A 17,390-nucleotide genomic window follows, 5' to 3' on the forward strand; every position below is an offset into this window, starting at 1 on the left:
AGGGATGAGTGATCACGAGACACGTCACTACTCGCTATCACGGGGCGTCAGCGTCATGCGAACGCGCTGGTCGCCGTCGCCATCATCGTCGGAACGAGCCTGCACTTGGCGGCGGTCGAGGAAGTATTCGACGTAGGCGCCGTTGAACGTATCCCGTGCCTGGTGCAACTCGGCATTATCGATGAGTTCCACGCGACGTTCGGCGGCATGGTAGATCACCGTGTCGCCCCAGCCTTTGGCTATCGGTTCGTCCGGCGCTGGTTTCTGTTCGAGGTAGGCGCGTTCGCCTCCGCCTCCATGGGCAGTGACCGTGGAGACTTCACCCTGCGCGTTGCGTTCGATTTCCACGCGGGCGGCCGTCAGTTGCATGCTGCCTTGTTGCATATCGACATCGCCGGTGTAGACCGCCGTGCCGGCGTTGTCGTCGAGATCCAACTGGTCGGCGGCGATCTCGATAGGCTGGCTGGCATCGCTTTCCAGCGCTAGCGCCGTGTGGCTGGCGAGTCCCAGCGCGGCGCATGCCAGTGCCGTCGTCAATGGTCGTGTCATCATGATTCGTCCTCGGCAAGCTGTGGATGGTGGCCTCGCACATCACCGCTCAGACGCGCTTGATCGGTGTCGATCCAGGCATCGAAACGATTGCCGCGCACGCGTTGCTCATGCTGCCGCAACACAGCCTCGGTGTCACTCCAGGCGTGGCCATCGCTGGACTGGTAGTACAGTACGTCGGTGTCGAGGCGCCAGCCCTGCTCGGGCTGTACGAGCTGGGCGTTGCCGGTCAGGGTGAGCAGATCGCGTTGCGGCCCCAGGCTTCCCTTGTCGCCGGAAATGTCCCACTTGCGTCCTGCCTCGTCACGTACCTTGGCCTGCGGTGAGTCGGCGCGAATGACATCGTCGACGGGAGTATGCACGAGACGCGGCGATTCAAGCGTTTGATGGGCAATGCCTTGCGCGTTGAAGCGCGTCATGGTGACGCCTTCGAGGTAATAATCGGGCTCGCCCGCGTCATCGCTGGGGACCGGGCCCGGGGAAGAAGAGTCGCGTTGTTCGACGATGGCCAAGCCGATGCCGAGGGCGATGAGCAGCAGCAGTAGCCCCAGGCGTGCCCATTTGCGAGAAGACAGAAAAGTCGGCATGACGCGCTTCATCCTTGATCCTGGAGATAGGGCGCGAGGCAGGCATCCCAGCGTCCCTGACAGTTCAGCAGGGCATCGCAGATCTCACGCACTGCGCCTTGGCCACCCGAGCGTGCGGGAATCCAGTCGGCGTGCTCGCGGATGTAATCCGGCGCATTGTTCACACTCAGGCCGAGCCCTGCGGCGCGAATCGCGGCCAGATCCGGCAAGTCGTCGCCACAATAGGCGACTGCCTCCAGCGGCAGGTCGAGTTGTGTACATAGGGCGTTGAGTGCCACGAGTTTATCCTCGCGGCCTTGTGCGACGTGAACGATGCCAAGCGCTTCGGCACGCCGGCTGACCATGGGCGACTCACGCCCGGTGATCAATGCTACAGCGATGCCGTTTTGCTGCAGCAGTTTGATGCCGAGGCCGTCGAGGATGTTGAAGCTCTTGGTTTCCTGACCATCGCTTTGAAAGTGCAGCGTGCCGTCGGTGAGCACGCCGTCCACGTCCAATGCCAGGAGGCGGACGCGGCGTGCCTTGTCGCGCCAGTCGTCGGGATATGTCATGAGGCTCCTCAAATGACGCCGCTGACCAATAGGTCGTGCATGTGCAGCGCGCCGACCGGTCGTCCGTCGTCGTCGACCACGGCGAGTGCCGTGATGCGGTTGTCTTCCATGATCTTGACGGCCTCGGCGGCGAGTAGTTCCGGCCGAATCGTCTTGCCGCCGTGGGTCATGACGTCATCGACGCGCAGACGGCGTAGGTCGTCGTGTCGGTCGAGCGTACGTCGCAAGTCGCCATCAGTATAAATGCCGGCGAGATAACCGGCATCATCGATCACGCACGTAAAGCCCAGACCTTGGCGAGTGATTTCCAGCAGGGCGTCGCGTAGTGGGCTGCCCAGCGTGACACATGGCAGGCGCTCGCCATGATGCATGAGATCTTCGACCTTGAGCAGCAGGCGGCGTCCCAGGCTGCCGCCAGGGTGCGACAAGGCGAAGTCCTCGGCAGTGAAGCCGCGTGCCTCGAGCAGGGCCACCGCCAGGGCGTCGCCCATGGCCAGCGCGGCGGTCGTCGAGGTGGTCGGCGCCAGGTCGAGCGGACAAGCCTCGCGGGCTACGGCGGTATCTAGATGGGCTTCGGCGTGACGCGACAGGGTCGAGCCGGGTCGCCCGGTCATGCTGACCAGAGGAGCCCCCATACGTTTGAGAAGCGGCAATAGCGCCGTGACCTCGGCCGTCTCGCCCGAGTTGGAGAGAGCCAGCACGACGTCACGAGATGTGATCATGCCCATGTCGCCGTGGCTGGCTTCGCCGGGATGGACGAAGAAAGCCGGCGTGCCGGTGCTGGCCAGCGTCGCTGCGATCTTGCGGGCGATATGCCCGGACTTGCCCATGCCGGTGACGACGACACGTCCCTCGCAGGCTAGCAGTAGTCGGCAAGCATGATCGAAGGCCTCGTCGAGGCGCTCGATCAAGGCGACGATGGCGTGTGATTCGAGTGTCAGCGTGCGTCGCGCGCTAGCTCGGTAATCGTAATCGGTAACAGTGTTCATGGTAGTGATTGTTGCCCTTCGCGGCCTTGGGCTCAAGCATCGCTGACTCTTGCTGAGTGACGAGCAAATCGGGGCGCTCATTAAACGCACTCGACGAGAGTGTTGCAAGGCGAGGCTGGCGGTGATCGCTAGAGTTAGGATACGATGTTCGATAATTATCGAGACGTGGATGAGCGTTACGTGACTGACACGACCCTGGTCGACGTCGAGGGGTTACATTTCTCGCTGGGCGAGAATGACATCTTTCGTGGCGTCGATCTGCGTATTCCCAAAGGCAAGATTACTGCGGTCATGGGACCCAGTGGCACGGGCAAGACGACGCTGCTCAAGTTGATCGGCGGCCAGTTGGTGCCGGATGCCGGGCGTATATGCATCGATGGACAGGACGTGCATCGCCTGCCGCGTCGTGCATTATTTCGCTTGCGACGGCGTATGGGCATGCTGTTCCAGAGCGGCGCACTGTTTTCGGATCTGAGCGTTTTCGAGAACGTGGCCTTTCCATTGCGCGTGCACACCGACCTGCCGGAAGCCATGGTGCGCGATATCGTGCTGATGAAGCTTCAGGCGGTGGGCCTTCGTGGGGCGCGCAACTTGTCGCCGGCGGAGCTGTCCGGCGGTATGGCTAGGCGCGTGGCGCTGGCGCGTGCGGTGGCACTCGATCCTGAATTGGTGCTCTACGACGAGCCTTTCGTCGGCCAGGACCCGATTTCAATGGGCGTGCTGGTACAGCTGATCAAGACGGTCAATCAAGCCCTGGGGCTGACGGCGGTCATCGTCTCGCACGATATCAAAGAGACGCTGTCCATCGCCGATTACGTGTATATCATCGCCGACGGCCAGGTCATGGCCCATGGCACGCCGCAAACGTTGGACGTCAATCGCGACGCACGCGTCAAGCAGTTCGTGCACGGGGAGCCCGACGGCCCGGTGCCGTTTCATTACCCGGCGCCGGAGTTTTATCGCGACATCCTGTCCACCAAGGGGGAGCGTACATGATCCGCTATATTGCCTCGCTTGGGCGGGGCACGCTGGAGGCGCTGAGTGCCTTGGGCCGGGCGGCGATGTTCCTGGCGCAGTCAGCGGTGGGCGTTCCTTCTCGCGAAGGGTGGCATCTTTGGCTGCGTCAGATGCATTTCATCGGCGTCATGTCGTTGGCGATCGTGCTGGTGTCGGGGCTATTCATCGGTATGGTGCTGGGCCTGCAGGGCTACACCATTCTGGTCGGTTTCGGCGCGGAGGATGCGCTGGGGCAGATGGTGGCGTTGTCGCTGCTGCGTGAGCTTGCGCCGGTGGTGGCGGCGTTGCTGTTCGCGGGTCGTGCCGGTTCGGCACTGACGGCCGAAATCGGGCTCATGAAAGCGACCGAGCAACTGACCAGCATGGAAATGATTGGGATCGACCCGCTGCGGCGCATCGTGGCGCCACGCCTCTGGGCAGGGTTTATCTCGATGCCGTTGTTGACCGTGGGTTTCAGCGTGGTGGGTATCTGGGGTGGTTATCTGGTCGGCGTGCAGTGGCTGGGCGTGTTCGACGGTTCGTACTGGAGCAATATGCAAAGCAGCGTCGCGTTCGTCGACGATATTCTCAACGGCATGCTCAAGAGCGTGGTGTTCGGTCTCGTGGTTACATGGATTGCGGTGTTTCAGGGGTATGACCTGATCCCGACGTCGGAAGGCATCTCGCGGGCGACGACCCGCACGGTGGTCTATTCCTCCCTGGCGGTGCTCGGATTGGATTTCGTGCTGACCGCGCTGATGTTTGGAGAACTTGGATGAAACGCAGCAAGATGATGGAGTTCGGCGTGGGGTTGTTCGTCCTGGCCGGGATTCTGGGCATGGTGTTTCTTGGCTTGCGGGTCAGTGGTATCAGTCTTGGGGTACCGCAGGACACATTCACGCTGGAAGCCAATTTCGCCAACATAGGCGGACTCAAGTCGGGCTCTAGGGTTGCCATGGCGGGCGTAACCGTGGGGCGCATCAGCGACGTCGAACTCGACACCGAATGGCTCGATGCCCGCGTGACCATGGAGCTTGACGAGGATCTCGAGGGCAAGATCTCGCGGGACAGTACGGCGTCGATTCTCACCTCGGGGTTGTTGGGTGAGCAATATGTCGGTCTGAGCGTGGGCGGCGACCCCGAGATGCTCGAAGAGGGCGACACCATCCGCGATACACAGCAGGCGCTGGTGCTGGAGCAGTTGATTCAGCAGTTCGTGTCGAACATGACAAACGATTGAGCCAAGGAGGTTCCCATGACATCAAGGCAATTCACTCCCCGGCGCTTCAGTCTTTGCGCACTACTGCTGTCGGTTCTGTGGTGTGTGGCATTGACGGCGCAGGCCCAGCAAGCGCCCCAGCAGCTGATCGAAGACAACGTGGAAGCGTTGATGCAGGAGTTGGACGGGCGCAAGGACTATTACGTCGAGCATGAAGGCGAGCTTGAGTCACTGGTCGACGACAGCCTCGATGATGTGGCTGATTTTCGCTATATCGGTGCCAGCGTGATGGGGCGCTATTTCAGCAATGCTTCGCCGGAGCAACGTTCGCGCTTCGTCGATACATTCCGCAAGACGCTGATCGAGACGTATGCCAAAGGGCTGGTGACGTTCGATTACCAGGATATTCGGGTGCTCGAAGATAATAGCGATGGTCGCTATGACGACCAGGCCAGCGTCGATATGGAAGTAGTGTCCACCAATGGCGATGTCTATCCCGTGGTGTACACGTTGCATCAGCGTGACGGTGAGTGGCGCGTGATCAATGTCATCGTCAATGGCATCAACCTGGGGCTGACGTTCCGCAACCAGTTCGATCAGGCCATGCGCGACAACAATCGCGATTACGATGCGGTCATCGATGGCTGGGCGCCGGACGTCGCCACCGATGAGCTCGAAGAAGGCGGTGACGACGACCAATGAATGTCTTGCTCGAGCGTGACGACGCCCGGCTCGAAGTGCGCGACGAGCGTATTCTGAAAGTCGACGGCGAGGCGGACTTCGATAGCGCCGCCTCGCTGGCGGCCAAGGGTCGGGAGTGGTTGCAACGCTTGCCGCGCGATGCCGAGGTCGAGTTCGATCTGACCGGCGTGAGCTGTGCCAGCAGCGCAGTGCTCAGTGTCCTGCTCGAGTGGCTGCGGTGCGCGCAGTCGCACGACGTGCATATCGTGCACGTGGCTCTTTCGCATCCCTTGGCGCGGTTGACAGCCATGGCGGGATTGGACCCTTTGCTGCCCATTGACGAGACGCGAGTGGCTGCACAAATGCCATGATAGCGCGGGTATCGTCTCGTGGGTTCTGCTTGCAAGCGGGCGTCGCCAACGGCGTCCGTTTTCTTTATCATGCCTGTTCGAAACCCCGACTCAATTACCGCACTCGTGCGTGTCACGCGCGCCGTGCCGTAGAACAGGAGCCAACGCCTTATGCAACCCAGCGACGTCAAGGCCTTACTCGAATCGCGTATCGACGATTGCCAGTTTCATATTCAAGGTGAAGGCTGCAATTTCCAGGTGGTCGCCGTCGGTGACGTTTTTGAGGGGCTATTGCCGGTCAAGCGTCAGCAGCTGATTTATTCAGCGCTGTCAGATGAAATCGCCAGTGGCGCCCTGCATGCCATCAGTATCAAGACCTACACCCCGTCTCAGTGGGAGACAGCCCCTGAAAATGCGGGCGTCTAAGTACGGAATTTCATGGACAAATTGATCATTACCGGTAATGGGCCGCTCGACGGGGAAGTGTGGGCGAGCGGAGCCAAGAATTCCGCTTTGCCGATTCTGGCGGCGACTCTATTGGCTGATGAGCCGGTGACCATCGGCAATCTGCCGCATTTGCAGGATATCACCACCACGCTGGAGCTACTGGGACGCATGGGCGTCGAGCCCGTGATGGGCGACAAGATGAGTATCCAGCTCGATGGCTCTCAAGTGACGCATTGCCATGCGCCCTACGAGCTGGTCAAAAAGATGCGTGCGTCGATTCTCGTGCTCGGTCCCTTGCTGGCCCACTTCGGCACGGCGGATGTGTCCTTGCCGGGCGGCTGCGCGATCGGCTCGCGTCCCGTCGATCTGCATTTGCGTGGGCTCGAGGCCATGGGTGCCGAGATCGATGTCGATGGCGGCTATGTGAAGGCGCGCTGTGCTGGGCGCCTCAAGGGCGCCACGATCTTCTTCGACACCGTGACCGTGACCGGCACCGAGAACCTGTTGATGGCCGCTACCTTGGCCGAGGGGACGACGGTGCTCGAGAACGCTGCGCGTGAGCCGGAAGTGGTGGATCTCGCCGAATGCCTGATCGCCATGGGCGCTCGGATTCGTGGCCACGGCACGGATACCATCGTGATCGAGGGCGTGTCGCGCCTACATGGATGCCATTACGATGTCATGCCGGACCGCATCGAAACCGGTACCTTCCTGGTGGCGGCTGCAGTGACCAGTGGTCGCGTCCGGGTACGTAACACCCGCGCCGATACGCTGGAGGCCGTGCTCGCCAAGCTCGATGAAGCCGGAGCGCGCGTCGAAGTGGGCGATGGCTGGCTGGAGCTCGACATGCGTGGGCGGCGTCCACGCGCTGTCAATTTGCGCACCGCGCCTTATCCCGCGTTTCCCACCGACATGCAGGCGCAGTTCGTCGCGCTCAACTGTGTCGCCGAAGGCTCGGGGACCGTCGTCGAGACGATCTTCGAGAATCGCTTCATGCATGTGCAGGAACTCAACCGCATGGGCGCGCGGATCGCACTGGAGGGTAACGCGGCGATGATCACGGGCGTCGAGCATCTCTCCGGCGCGCCGGTGATGGCCACCGACTTGCGGGCGTCGGCGAGCCTGGTCATCGCGGCCATGATGGCGGAAGGCGAAACCCAGGTCGACCGCATCTATCATATTGACCGCGGCTACGAATGTATCGAGGAGAAGCTGCAATTGCTCGGTGCCAAGATTCGTCGCGTGCCCGGTTGATCGGTGGCTTCATTCTCCCGCTCCGCCACGATGGCGGAGCGCCAAGTTCAATAGATGTGTCAACATCATGTCAAAGCAACTGATTCTGGCCCTGTCCAAAGGGCGCATATTGGAAGAAACGCTCCCGCTGTTGGCCGATGCGGGCATCGAGCCGGCGGAAGACTTCGGCAAGAGCCGCAAGTTGCTGTTCGATACCAATCTTCCCGATGTCAAATTGGTCGTGATCCGCGCTGTCGATGTGCCGACGTATGTGCAACTGGGTGCCGCCGATGTCGGCGTGGCGGGCAAGGATACCTTGCTCGAGCACGGGGCCGAAGGGCTGTATGAGCCTCTGGATCTGGAGATATCGCGCTGCAAGTTGATGACGGCCGGCGTGGTGGGGGCGCAGCCGACCCATGCGCGGCGGCGGGTGGCCACCAAGTTCGTCAATGTGGCGCGCCGTTACTATGCCCGACAGGGCATTCAGGCCGAGGTTATCAAGCTCTACGGTGCCATGGAGTTGGCGCCGCTGATGAATCTGGCCGACGAGATCGTCGATATCGTCGATACCGGTAATACCTTGCGCGCTAATGGCATGGAGCCGCGCGAGTTGATCGACGAGGTCAGCTCGCGGCTAGTGGTCAACAAGGCTTCGATGACTATGAAACATGACCGCCTCAAGCCGCTGATCGAGCGCCTGGGGCGCGCGGTCGAGTCGCGGCGCGGTGAGACGCAGGCGTAAGAACACGAGAGGGCGAGATGACTGACAATGCCGTGAAGGTGGCGCGTCTAAGCACCACACAAGACGATTTCGATACACGCCTGTCAGCGTTGCTGGCGTGGGAAGGCGTCTCCGACAAGCAGGTGGCCGAACGCGTCGAGGAGATCATCGATGCCGTGCGTTCGCAGGGCGACGCCGCGGTGGTCGAGTACACCAATCGCCTGGATCGTATGCAGGCGCGTGACATGAGTGAATTGACGCTGGGGGCGGCGCGGTTGCGCGAAGCTTATGAGAGCTTGCCGGAAGCACAGCGTGAGGCACTGGCACATGCCGCCGAGCGCATTCGCCTCTATCATCAGCGTCAGAAGCCTGAGTCCTGGCAGTACACCGAGGCCGATGGCAGCGTGCTGGGTCAGAAGGTCACGCCGCTCGATCGCGCGGGTATTTATGTGCCGGGCGGCAAGGCCGCTTATCCGTCCTCGGTGTTGATGAATGCCATTCCTGCGCATGTTGCCGGGGTGCGCGAAATCGTCATGGTGGTGCCCACGCCCGACGGGGTGCTCAATGATCTCGTGCTGGCGGCTGCGCATCTGGCCGGTGTCGATTATGTGTTCACCGTGGGAGGCGCCCAGGCTGTGGCGGCGCTGGCATATGGTACCCAGAGTATTCCACGTGTGGACAAGGTCGTCGGGCCGGGCAATATCTATGTGGCCACGGCCAAGCGTGCGGTGTTCGGTCAGGTGGGGATCGACATGATCGCCGGACCTTCCGAAATTCTGGTCGTGACCGATGGTGAGACGGATCCTGAGTGGCTGGCCATGGATCTGTTCTCGCAGGCCGAACACGACGAGGATGCTCAGGCGATTCTCGTAGGCTGGGATCCAGCTCACCTCGATGCGGTCCAGGCTGCTATCGAACGTTTGCTGCCTACCATGGAGCGCGAGGCGATCATCCGCGAGTCGCTGGCGTCACGCGGGGCCTTGATCGAGTGCCGCGATCGCGACGAGGCGCTGACGATCATCAACCGCATTGCGCCCGAGCACTTGGAGCTATCGGTCGCTGACCCTGAGGAGATGGCGGAAGGCGTGCGTCACGCCGGGGCTATCTTCATGGGGCGCTATACGGCGGAAGCGCTGGGCGATTACTGTGCCGGGCCCAATCATGTGTTGCCGACCTCGGGCACCGCGCGTTTCTCCTCGCCACTGGGCGTTTACGATTTCCAGAAACGCTCGTCGCTGATCCATTGCTCGCCGGAAGGCGCGGCCACCTTGGGGCGTACCGCCTCGGTGTTGGCGCGAGGCGAGTCGCTGACGGCGCATGCGCGTTCAGCGGAGAACCGTCTCGCGGAGAATCGTCTCGGCGATACCTGACGACGATTGAGCACCCTGTAGTCAGTCTTCTCATGCCCTCACCGGTGCGCCGGTGGGGGCATGCTGCTTTGGGTTACTGCACCTCTGAGGCTTCGGGGCGTTCACCGGCCGTCAGTGTAATCTCACGTTTCTCTCCATCACGCACGATGGTAATGGGAAGCTGTGTGCCGGGAGATATCTCGGCGATATCGGCCATGGCTTCGCGGGCATCGACGATCGGCTCGCCATCGATGGACATGAGCACGTCACCCGGTTGCAGGTCAGCCTTGTCGCCTGGGCCGTCGGGCACGACGCTGGCGATGACCACGCCGGTCAGGGTCTTGAGGCCGAATGACGAGGCCAGATCGGGTGTCATCGCCTGAACATCGATGCCCAGCCAGCCGCGGATGACGCGGCCATGGGCGACGATCTGATCGAGCACCTGGTGCGCCAGGTTGGCGGGGATGGCGAAGCCGATGCCTTGCGAGCCCCCCGAACGCGAAAAGATCGCGGTATTGATCCCCACCAGTGCGCCCTCGGCATTAACCAGTGCTCCGCCGGAGTTGCCGGGGTTGATGGCGGCATCGGTCTGGATGAAGTCTTCGTAAGCGTTCAAGCCGAGATGGTTGCGCCCCGTGGCACTGATGATGCCCATGGTAACGGTTTGTCCGACCCCAAAGGGGTTGCCGATGGCGAGGCTGACATCGCCGATGGCGACTTGTTCGGAGTCACTGAGCTGGATGACGGGAAGGTCATCACTGGGAATCTTGAGCACCGCCAGGTCGCTCTCGGGATCGGTGCCCACGACCTTGGCAAGTGTCTCGCGGCCGTCGCGCAGGGCGACCTGGATCTCATCGGCATCGTTTATGACATGGTTGTTGGTGAGCACGTACCCTTCGGTGCTGACGATGACGCCCGAGCCCAGGCTAGAGAGCATGCGCTGGCGTTGCGGCATGTCCTTGCCGAAAAATTGTTGGAAAAACGGGTCGGACATCAGTGGGTGTTCGCTGCGCTCGACCATGCGTGATGAGTAGATGTTGACGACGGCGGGAGCCGCCTTGTTCACGGCACTGGCATAGCTCGCGGGACCTTGGGATCTGTCCAGGGGCGCGGCCTCGATGACTTCCGGCGCGCGTTCGGCGGTATCGGTACGTTCGGCGATGGCGCGCACGGCGCTGGTATCGGGCACGGGCGTGGCGGCATCGTCGGTGGTGCGCTCGCCCAGCAGTTGGGGGAAAGCATTGAGCAGCACGATAGCGAGCAGGATGCCACTGATGATGGGCCAGACGAGCGACATCAGTGAGCGACGCATGTACGGTTCCTTGTCGGCGAGCGGGCAGTCGCTGCCCTGTGGGGCAGCCGTTACAATGGCGCCGAGTGTAACATTGCATCCCTAAGCTGTCTGGAGTCGCCCATGAGTGCTCGACAAGAATTGATCGCCGCGATTGAGTCTGAATTGCAATCCGGCGACTTCAAGGACTACACCCTCAATGGCCTGCAAGTGGAAGGGCGAGAGACGGTGGTGCGCGTGATGACTGGCGTCACCGCCAATCAGGCATTACTTGACGAAGCCGTGGCCTGGAAGGCGGATCTGGTGCTCGTCCATCATGGCTATTTCTGGAAGAACGAACCGGTAGCGGTCACGGGGATGAAGCGCCGCCGCCTGGCGACGTTGATGACGCATGATATCAATTTGTTGGCGTATCACCTGCCGCTGGATGCGCATGCGACGTTGGGCAATAACATGCAGCTTGCCAAGCGGCTCGATCTTGCACCGTCAGGCTGTCTGGATGGCGAGCTCGGGCGGGGGCTTTTGTGGCATGGGGAAATGTCGTCGTCGATGGACCATGCCGCGTTCGCGGCGCATGTCGAACGTCGATTGGGGCGTCAGCCCTTGGTCATCGCAGGCCACGCTCGGCCAATCGAGCGTGTCGCGTGGTGCACGGGTGGCGCTCAGGATATGCTGCCGCTGGCGGCCGAAGCGGGTGTCGATGCATTCATCTCGGGAGAAATTTCCGAGCGCACCACGCATATGGCGCGTGAGATGGGCGTGACCTATGTGGCGGCCGGTCATCACGCCACCGAGCGTGATGGCGTCAGGGTGCTGGGGGATTGGCTGGCGTCACGTTTCGACATCACGCATCGTTTCGTGGATATCGATAACCCCGCTTGAGCGCGTCCTGAACGAGAAAGCGCCGAGCGTGGAAGCGCGCCCGGCGCATTGCGTTGTGTCGATCAGTCGATCATGAGAGGCATCCGGCATGCATGGATGCCCGGCAGCGTCTGAGGTTAGTAGCGCTGCGGTGTCTCTGTCTCGGTGGCGCGCTGGTTGCGTGGCTCGAGGCCATAGTTTTCGGAGAGTGTGCCCTGAGCGCCCTCAGCGTAATCGCGTGGCATCTGGGGTGGGTCGGTGTCTTCTTCTTGCGTCTCACCCTCTTGGCGCGGATGCAAGCGACGCTTGAGCTGCAGGTCGTCGACGAGACGGTCGGCACCTTGAGATAATTGCTGCTCAAGCTCATGGCTCTGACGCTGAATGCTGGTGACCAGCTCAGAAGCCTTGGTGAAGTGGTCGTTCAGTGCATCCTTCACTTGACTGAGTTCCAGCTCCGTCTCGGCCAGTCGTTGGCGAACTTTCTGATTGCGGGCCACGTTGGCGTTCAGCAGATGGTAGCCGAGGGCACCAATGCCGATGCCTGCCAGAAAGCACGCGATGGCCAGGATCCAGTCGATGTTGCTCTCGTTCACAATGCTCTCCTTGATCGTCACGGGGCACGCAGTGTGCGATGCGATGGCATACCAAGCACAGCCATTATATCGGTGTCCTGGCGCAGCGGGTCAAACCTAAAAGTGCGGCATCATGCCGTGCGTGTCCATGCAAGCGTCGTGATGACGCGTATAATGATAGCTTTCATTATTTAGCCGAGGTGTGTTTCGCCCCCATGAGTGCCCCCATGCCGCCGTCCGTGGACGCACGTACGCCCCTGGAAAAATACCGCCAGGACTTGCAGCGCGACGATTTTCAGTACGATCCCGATCAGGAAGAGGCCGTCAAGCATTTGCAGCGGCTCTATGACGAGTTGGTAAACGCGCCGCGTCAATCGTCGAGCGCGCCATCGGTAAGTGACGATGGCCTCAAGTCCAAGGTCGCCAAGCTTTTCGGCAAGAAGTCCGCACCTTCTCCCTTCGAGGCGCCTCCGGCGGTTCTGGGGCTGTATTTCTGGGGAGGCGTAGGACGCGGCAAAACGTACTTGGTGGATACGTTCTACGAGACGTTGCCGTTCGCCGACAAGATACGCACGCATTTTCACCGCTTCATGCAACGTGTGCACAATGAGCTGACGCATTACAAAGGGGAGAAAAATCCACTGACGCTGATTGCGGCCAAGTTCGCCGCCGAAGCCAGGGTCATCTGCCTCGATGAGTTTTTCGTCAAGGACATCACCGATGCGATGATTCTTGCCAATCTGCTCGAGGCGTTGTTTGCGCAGGGGGTGGTATTGGTCACGACCTCCAACATCGTACCCGACGATCTCTACAAGGATGGCCTGCAACGCGCACGTTTCATTCCGGCTATCGACTTGCTCAAGCGCCACTGCGAAGTGGTCAATGTCGACTCGGGGGTCGATTACCGCTTGCGGGCGCTGGAGCAGGTGAAAATCTTTTACCATCCGTGGGGCGAAGCCGCCGACAGCGCATTGGAAAAGAGCTTTAGCGCGATTGCGGGGGCTGACGGCGAAAAAGATGCCGAGATCGATGTCAATCACCGTGTCCTGCAACCCCGGCGGCTGTATGAAGATGTGGTATGGTTCGAGTTCAAGACGCTATGCGATGGCCCGCGAAGCCAGAACGACTACATCGAGTTGTCCCGCGAGTTTCATACCGTTCTCGTCTCCAACGTGCCTCAGATGAGCGGGGCGACGGAAGACCTGGCGCGGCGATTCATCAATCTGGTCGATGAGTTCTACGATCGCGGCGTCAAGCTGCTGCTTTCCGCCGAGGTTGCCATTGAGTCGCTTTACACTCACGGTCAGTTGGAGTTCGAGTTCGAGCGGACGCTGTCGCGCTTGCAGGAAATGCAGTCCAAGGAATACCTGGCATTGCCACACAAGCCGTGATGGTGCCGTGAAGCGCGAAATTGGGCTTTATGGCCGTGGGAACGTGATGTACAATGCGCGCTCGCTCTAACGTTGTCCGTCTTGCGAGACGTGGCAACCAAGAAAAATAGGGATTGGCTGATCACGCCCTTACACGCGTGACGTCCACACAAGCAATTGGTGATTCACCCATGAAGACGTTCAGTGCTAAGCCACAGTCCGTCACTCGCGACTGGTATGTCGTCGATGCGACTGACAAGACGCTCGGCCGCCTGGCCACCGAAATCGCTCGCCGCTTGCGCGGCAAGCACAAGCCGGAATATACCCCGCACGTCGATACCGGCGATTACATCGTCGTCGTCAACGCCGAAAAAGTGCGCGTGACCGGCAACAAGGCGCAAGCCAAGAATTATTACCGTCATACCGGGTATCCGGGCGGTCTGCGCTCCATGTCCTTCGAGAAATTGATCGATCATGCGCCCGAGCGCGTCATCGAAAGTGCGGTCAAGGGCATGCTGCCGAAGGGGCCTTTGGGCCGCGCCATGTACTCCAAGCTCAAGGTGTATGCTGGTGCCGAGCATCCGCATGCCGCGCAGCAGCCGCTTGAACTGAACCTCTAAGGGATTCTTCGCCATGACACAGCAGTATTACGGTACCGGGCGCCGCAAGACTTCCACGGCTCGGGTGTTTCTGAAGCCGGGCACCGGCAAGATCGCCGTCAACAACCGTGAGTTGCACGACTATTTCGGTCGTGTCACCGGTGAGATGGTCGTTCGTCAGCCGTTCGAGTTGACTGAAACCACTGGCCAGTTCGATGTCTATGTCACCGTGAGCGGTGGCGGCGGCTCTGCGCAGGCGGGTGCGATTCGTCACGGTATTACACGTGCCTTGCTCGCCTATAACGAAGACTTCCGTCGTCCGCTGCGTGATGCGGGCTACGTGACGCGTGACGCCCGCCAGGTTGAGCGTAAGAAGATCGGTCTGCGCAAGGCGCGTCGGCGTCCGCAGTTCTCCAAGCGTTAAGACGCGACGCTTCGCACCCCTCGGTGCGTGCTACGCAAAGGCCCGGACCTGTCGTCCGGGCCTTTTTGCGTGACGCACTCGACAGGGGGCGCTTGTATGGGGGCATGACCTTATCTACCCTCCTGGCACGCTCAATGAGTGGCGGCGGGTGGCATTCGTGCCCCCTATTAACGTGTTATCATCTGGGTTCGAACTGAAGCGAGGAATGTTTCATGGGTGTAGTGGCCAAGCGGTCGTCGATGACCTTTTATTCTGGCAGCGATGATCATTATAGCCATCGCGTGCGTATCGTGTTGGCGGAAAAGGGAGTGGCCGTCGATGTCATCGAGGTCAACGATGACAATCGCCCTGAAGAGCTTGCCGATCTCAACCCGTACAACAGCGTGCCGACCTTATTGGATCGTGATCTGGTGCTTTACGAGTCCAAGGTCATGATGGAGTACTTGGACGAACGTTTTCCGCATCCGCCGCTACTGCCGGTCTATCCTGTGGCGCGTGCGCAGAGCCGTTTGTGGATGCATCGCATCGAACGCGAGTGGTGCCCGTTGGTCGAAACGATTCAGCACGGCAGTAAGAAAGAAGCCGAGAAGGCGCGCAAAGAGCTGCGTGAAAGCATCACGGGGATTTCGCCGATCTTTGAGGACATGCCGTTTTTCATGACCGATGAGTTTTCGCTGGTGGATTGCTGCATTGCACCGATTCTCTGGCGGCTGCCGTCACTAGGTGTCGAGCTTCCGGAAAAGCAGGTCAAGCCGCTGATGAACTACATGGAGCGCCTCTTCAGTCGTGATGCCTTCAAGGCTTCCCTGCTGGAGACAGAGAAGGAAATGCGCACTTAGCGTTGCCATGCATGCGCGTGTAGCGCTGATGAACCGTTGCCGCGAACCGAAAGAGGAAGTCGTCTATGCTTTCCAGTCGCCCTTACTTGGCCCGTGCACTCTATGAGTGGTTGCTGGACAACGAACATACGCCGTATATCGTTGTCGATGCCGAGCGTGAAGGTGTGAACGTACCCCGTCAGTCTGTGCAAAACGGACAAATCGTCCTCAATATTGCGCCTTCCGCCGTGCGTGATTTGTATATCGAGAATGCCGCCGTGACCTTCGGGGCGCGTTTTTCCGGCCAGCCGATGCAGGTCATCGTGCCCATGGACGCATTGATCGCACTTTATGCGCGTGAGAATGGGGTCGGCATGGTCTTTGGCCATGAGCCGGTCATGCCGGAAGCTGAGGCAAGCGAGAGTGACGACACCCAGGCGCAAGATGATGGCGAGCGTCCTGCGCTGGAAAGCGTCGAGTCGCCTGACGCTGAAGAAGCCAGTGAATCTGAGAGCGAAGGTGACGACGCCCCGCGTACCAAGGGGCGCCCATCACTGCGTGTCGTGAAGTGAAGAAGCAGGGTCTTCGACCCTGCCAGGCGCTCAATCGAGATATTCGAAGACTTTGACGATCCGTTGAATGCCACCCACCTGTGAAGCGATATTGGTCACGACGTCTGCTTCCTGGTGGGTCACCATGCCCATCAGATAAACCGTGCTGTTTTCGGTGATTACCCGAATGCGGCTGCCGTCGATGCGCTCGTCGGTCGCGAGGCTCGCCTTGATCCGTCCGGTGATCCAGGTATCCGTCATGCGCTGGCCGATAGGGGAGTTGGCGGCGACTTCCAGCTCGTTGTGAACGCGACGCACCTGTCGAGCCTGCTCGGCTACGTTGCCGGCTTTTTTCTTGAGCTCGTCGCTCGCTACCTGACCGCTCAGCAGCACCATGCCGTTGTAACTGTCGATGTTGATATGCGCGTCGCGAAAGCGTGCGTCGGTGCTGGCAAGATTGTCGGAAATCTTGTCCTGGATGCTGTCGTCTTCCACCTTCATGCCGGGGGTGCGCTTGCCGTAGTTTTCACCGTTCTGATTGTCGGTGGCGGGAGAAGCGCAGCCCGCCAGCGCTAGCGCGACGCCAAGGAGAAGCGGGAGGATAACCTGTCGTGTCATGATGAATTCCTTATTCGGTGCTGCCAAACAGCTGTTGATCGATGAGATCGCACAGACAGTGTATTGCAAGCAAGTGCACTTCCTGTATGCGGGCTGTAGATGTGGAGGGAACACGGATTTCGCAGTCGTCCTGACCGAGGAGTGATGCCATGTCGCCGCCATCGCGCCCCGTCAATGCCACGATATGCATGTCGCGGTCATGTGCGGCTTGAATGGCTTGTACCACGTTGGCCGAGTTGCCGCTCGTGGAGATTGCCAGCAATACGTCGCCGGGCTGGCCTAGCGCGCGTATCTGTTTGGAGAAGATCTCGTTATAGCTGTAGTCATTGGCGATCGAGGTGAGTGTCGAGGTGTCGGTGGTCAGCGCCAAAGCGGGCAGGCTAGGGCGTTCGCGCTCGAATCGATTGAGCAGTTCGGAAGAGAAGTGCTGGCTATCGCCAGCGCTACCGCCGTTACCGCAGGCAAGAATTTTGCCTTCGTTGACGAGGCACTGAACCATCATCTGGCTAGCGACTTCGATGAAGGCCGGCAGGACCTCGCTGGCATAGGTCTTGGCATCGATGCTGGCGTTGAAGTGGCCGAGTATACGTGATTGAAAATCCATGGGTAGAGGC

The 17,390-nt window shown here is 60.4% G+C and carries 23 protein-coding genes; 15 read left to right on the top strand and 8 right to left on the bottom strand.

The window, feature by feature from the left end:
* Positions 1-27: 27 nt before the first annotated feature.
* The 4 genes from lptA to L1071_RS06465 are packed head-to-tail and all read right to left on the bottom strand — an operon-like array spanning position 28 to position 2,676.
* Entirely contained in the window at positions 28-552 is a 525-nt protein-coding gene (gene lptA, locus L1071_RS06450; RefSeq protein WP_246970135.1) for a lipopolysaccharide transport periplasmic protein LptA, read from the bottom strand.
* On the bottom strand, positions 549-1,136 hold the full coding sequence (lptC, locus tag L1071_RS06455; RefSeq protein ID WP_246970136.1) for an LPS export ABC transporter periplasmic protein LptC: 588 nt from the start codon (positions 1,134-1,136) through the stop codon (positions 549-551). Before lptC ends, lptA begins: the two co-directional genes overlap by 4 nt.
* 8 nt (positions 1,137-1,144) lie before the next feature.
* Entirely contained in the window at positions 1,145-1,687 is a 543-nt protein-coding gene (locus L1071_RS06460; protein ID WP_246970138.1) for a KdsC family phosphatase, read from the bottom strand.
* Between the two features lie 8 nt (positions 1,688-1,695).
* Positions 1,696-2,676 (bottom strand): KpsF/GutQ family sugar-phosphate isomerase, encoded by a 981-nt coding sequence (locus L1071_RS06465; protein WP_246970140.1) that lies wholly within the window; start codon positions 2,674-2,676, stop codon positions 1,696-1,698.
* A gap of 144 nt (positions 2,677-2,820) precedes the next feature.
* Here L1071_RS06465 and L1071_RS06470 point away from each other — a divergent pair, with 144 nt between their 5' ends.
* The 9 genes from L1071_RS06470 (at position 2,821) to hisD (ending at position 9,693) form a co-directional block, all read left to right on the top strand.
* On the top strand, positions 2,821-3,672 hold the full coding sequence (locus tag L1071_RS06470; RefSeq protein WP_281504462.1) for an ATP-binding cassette domain-containing protein: 852 nt from the start codon (positions 2,821-2,823) through the stop codon (positions 3,670-3,672).
* A complete protein-coding gene (gene mlaE / locus L1071_RS06475) occupies positions 3,669-4,451 on the top strand; it encodes a lipid asymmetry maintenance ABC transporter permease subunit MlaE (RefSeq protein WP_246970144.1) in 783 nt (260 codons plus the stop codon). The genes L1071_RS06470 and mlaE overlap by 4 nt, the downstream gene beginning before the upstream one ends.
* Positions 4,448-4,912, top strand: a complete 465-nt coding sequence (mlaD, locus tag L1071_RS06480) for an outer membrane lipid asymmetry maintenance protein MlaD (RefSeq protein ID WP_246970147.1) — start codon at positions 4,448-4,450, stop codon at positions 4,910-4,912. Before mlaE ends, mlaD begins: the two co-directional genes overlap by 4 nt.
* Positions 4,913-4,927: 15 nt before the next feature.
* A complete protein-coding gene (locus L1071_RS06485) occupies positions 4,928-5,593 on the top strand; it encodes an MlaC/ttg2D family ABC transporter substrate-binding protein (RefSeq protein ID WP_246970150.1) in 666 nt (221 codons plus the stop codon).
* Entirely contained in the window at positions 5,590-5,943 is a 354-nt protein-coding gene (locus tag L1071_RS06490; RefSeq protein ID WP_246970153.1) for an STAS domain-containing protein, read from the top strand. The genes L1071_RS06485 and L1071_RS06490 overlap by 4 nt, the downstream gene beginning before the upstream one ends.
* A gap of 150 nt (positions 5,944-6,093) precedes the next feature.
* Positions 6,094-6,348 carry a BolA family protein gene (locus L1071_RS06495; protein WP_246970156.1) on the top strand — a complete coding sequence of 85 codons (255 nt, stop codon included), beginning with the start codon at positions 6,094-6,096 and terminating at the stop codon, positions 6,346-6,348.
* Between the two features lie 12 nt (positions 6,349-6,360).
* Positions 6,361-7,623, top strand: a complete 1,263-nt coding sequence (gene murA, locus L1071_RS06500; RefSeq protein WP_246970159.1) for a UDP-N-acetylglucosamine 1-carboxyvinyltransferase — start codon at positions 6,361-6,363, stop codon at positions 7,621-7,623.
* A gap of 67 nt (positions 7,624-7,690) precedes the next feature.
* The gene (gene hisG / locus L1071_RS06505; RefSeq protein ID WP_178997151.1) at positions 7,691-8,344 is read left to right on the top strand and encodes an ATP phosphoribosyltransferase; all 654 of its coding nucleotides are present in this window, start codon (positions 7,691-7,693) and stop codon (positions 8,342-8,344) included.
* A 17-nt stretch (positions 8,345-8,361) separates the two neighbouring features.
* Positions 8,362-9,693 (top strand): histidinol dehydrogenase, encoded by a 1,332-nt coding sequence (gene hisD, locus L1071_RS06510; protein WP_246970162.1) that lies wholly within the window; start codon positions 8,362-8,364, stop codon positions 9,691-9,693.
* A gap of 73 nt (positions 9,694-9,766) precedes the next feature.
* On the opposite strand, the gene L1071_RS06515 is transcribed toward hisD, so the two are convergent.
* Positions 9,767-10,984: a Do family serine endopeptidase gene (locus L1071_RS06515; RefSeq protein ID WP_246970165.1), complete on the bottom strand. Its 1,218-nt coding sequence runs from the start codon at positions 10,982-10,984 to the stop codon at positions 9,767-9,769.
* Between the two features lie 102 nt (positions 10,985-11,086).
* Between L1071_RS06515 and L1071_RS06520 the strand changes: the two genes are divergently transcribed.
* A complete protein-coding gene (locus L1071_RS06520; RefSeq protein WP_246970168.1) occupies positions 11,087-11,845 on the top strand; it encodes a Nif3-like dinuclear metal center hexameric protein in 759 nt (252 codons plus the stop codon).
* 116 nt (positions 11,846-11,961) lie between these two features.
* Here L1071_RS06520 and L1071_RS06525 read toward each other — a convergent pair whose 3' ends face one another.
* Positions 11,962-12,417 (bottom strand): Z-ring associated ZapG family protein, encoded by a 456-nt coding sequence (locus L1071_RS06525; RefSeq protein WP_246970171.1) that lies wholly within the window; start codon positions 12,415-12,417, stop codon positions 11,962-11,964.
* 206 nt (positions 12,418-12,623) lie between these two features.
* Between L1071_RS06525 and zapE the strand changes: the two genes are divergently transcribed.
* The 5 genes from zapE (at position 12,624) to L1071_RS06550 (ending at position 16,179) form a co-directional block, all read left to right on the top strand.
* Positions 12,624-13,787, top strand: a complete 1,164-nt coding sequence (zapE, locus tag L1071_RS06530) for a cell division protein ZapE (RefSeq protein WP_246970173.1) — start codon at positions 12,624-12,626, stop codon at positions 13,785-13,787.
* A 170-nt stretch (positions 13,788-13,957) separates the two neighbouring features.
* On the top strand, positions 13,958-14,386 hold the full coding sequence (rplM, locus tag L1071_RS06535) for a 50S ribosomal protein L13 (protein ID WP_011507504.1): 429 nt from the start codon (positions 13,958-13,960) through the stop codon (positions 14,384-14,386).
* 13 nt (positions 14,387-14,399) lie between these two features.
* Positions 14,400-14,789, top strand: a complete 390-nt coding sequence (rpsI, locus tag L1071_RS06540; RefSeq protein ID WP_133696846.1) for a 30S ribosomal protein S9 — start codon at positions 14,400-14,402, stop codon at positions 14,787-14,789.
* A 212-nt stretch (positions 14,790-15,001) separates the two neighbouring features.
* Positions 15,002-15,628, top strand: a complete 627-nt coding sequence (sspA, locus tag L1071_RS06545) for a stringent starvation protein SspA (protein ID WP_246970175.1) — start codon at positions 15,002-15,004, stop codon at positions 15,626-15,628.
* A 65-nt stretch (positions 15,629-15,693) separates the two neighbouring features.
* Entirely contained in the window at positions 15,694-16,179 is a 486-nt protein-coding gene (locus tag L1071_RS06550) for a ClpXP protease specificity-enhancing factor (RefSeq protein WP_246970177.1), read from the top strand.
* 30 nt (positions 16,180-16,209) lie between these two features.
* Here the strand turns inward: L1071_RS06550 and L1071_RS06555 are convergent, their stop codons facing one another.
* Positions 16,210-16,776: a BON domain-containing protein gene (locus tag L1071_RS06555; RefSeq protein WP_246970179.1), complete on the bottom strand. Its 567-nt coding sequence runs from the start codon at positions 16,774-16,776 to the stop codon at positions 16,210-16,212.
* A gap of 10 nt (positions 16,777-16,786) precedes the next feature.
* Positions 16,787-17,380 (bottom strand): phosphoheptose isomerase, encoded by a 594-nt coding sequence (locus tag L1071_RS06560; RefSeq protein ID WP_075369821.1) that lies wholly within the window; start codon positions 17,378-17,380, stop codon positions 16,787-16,789.
* Positions 17,381-17,390 lie beyond the last annotated feature (10 nt).

Source organism: Chromohalobacter sarecensis (assembly GCF_023061135.1).
Lineage (GTDB): Bacteria > Pseudomonadota > Gammaproteobacteria > Pseudomonadales > Halomonadaceae > Chromohalobacter > Chromohalobacter sarecensis.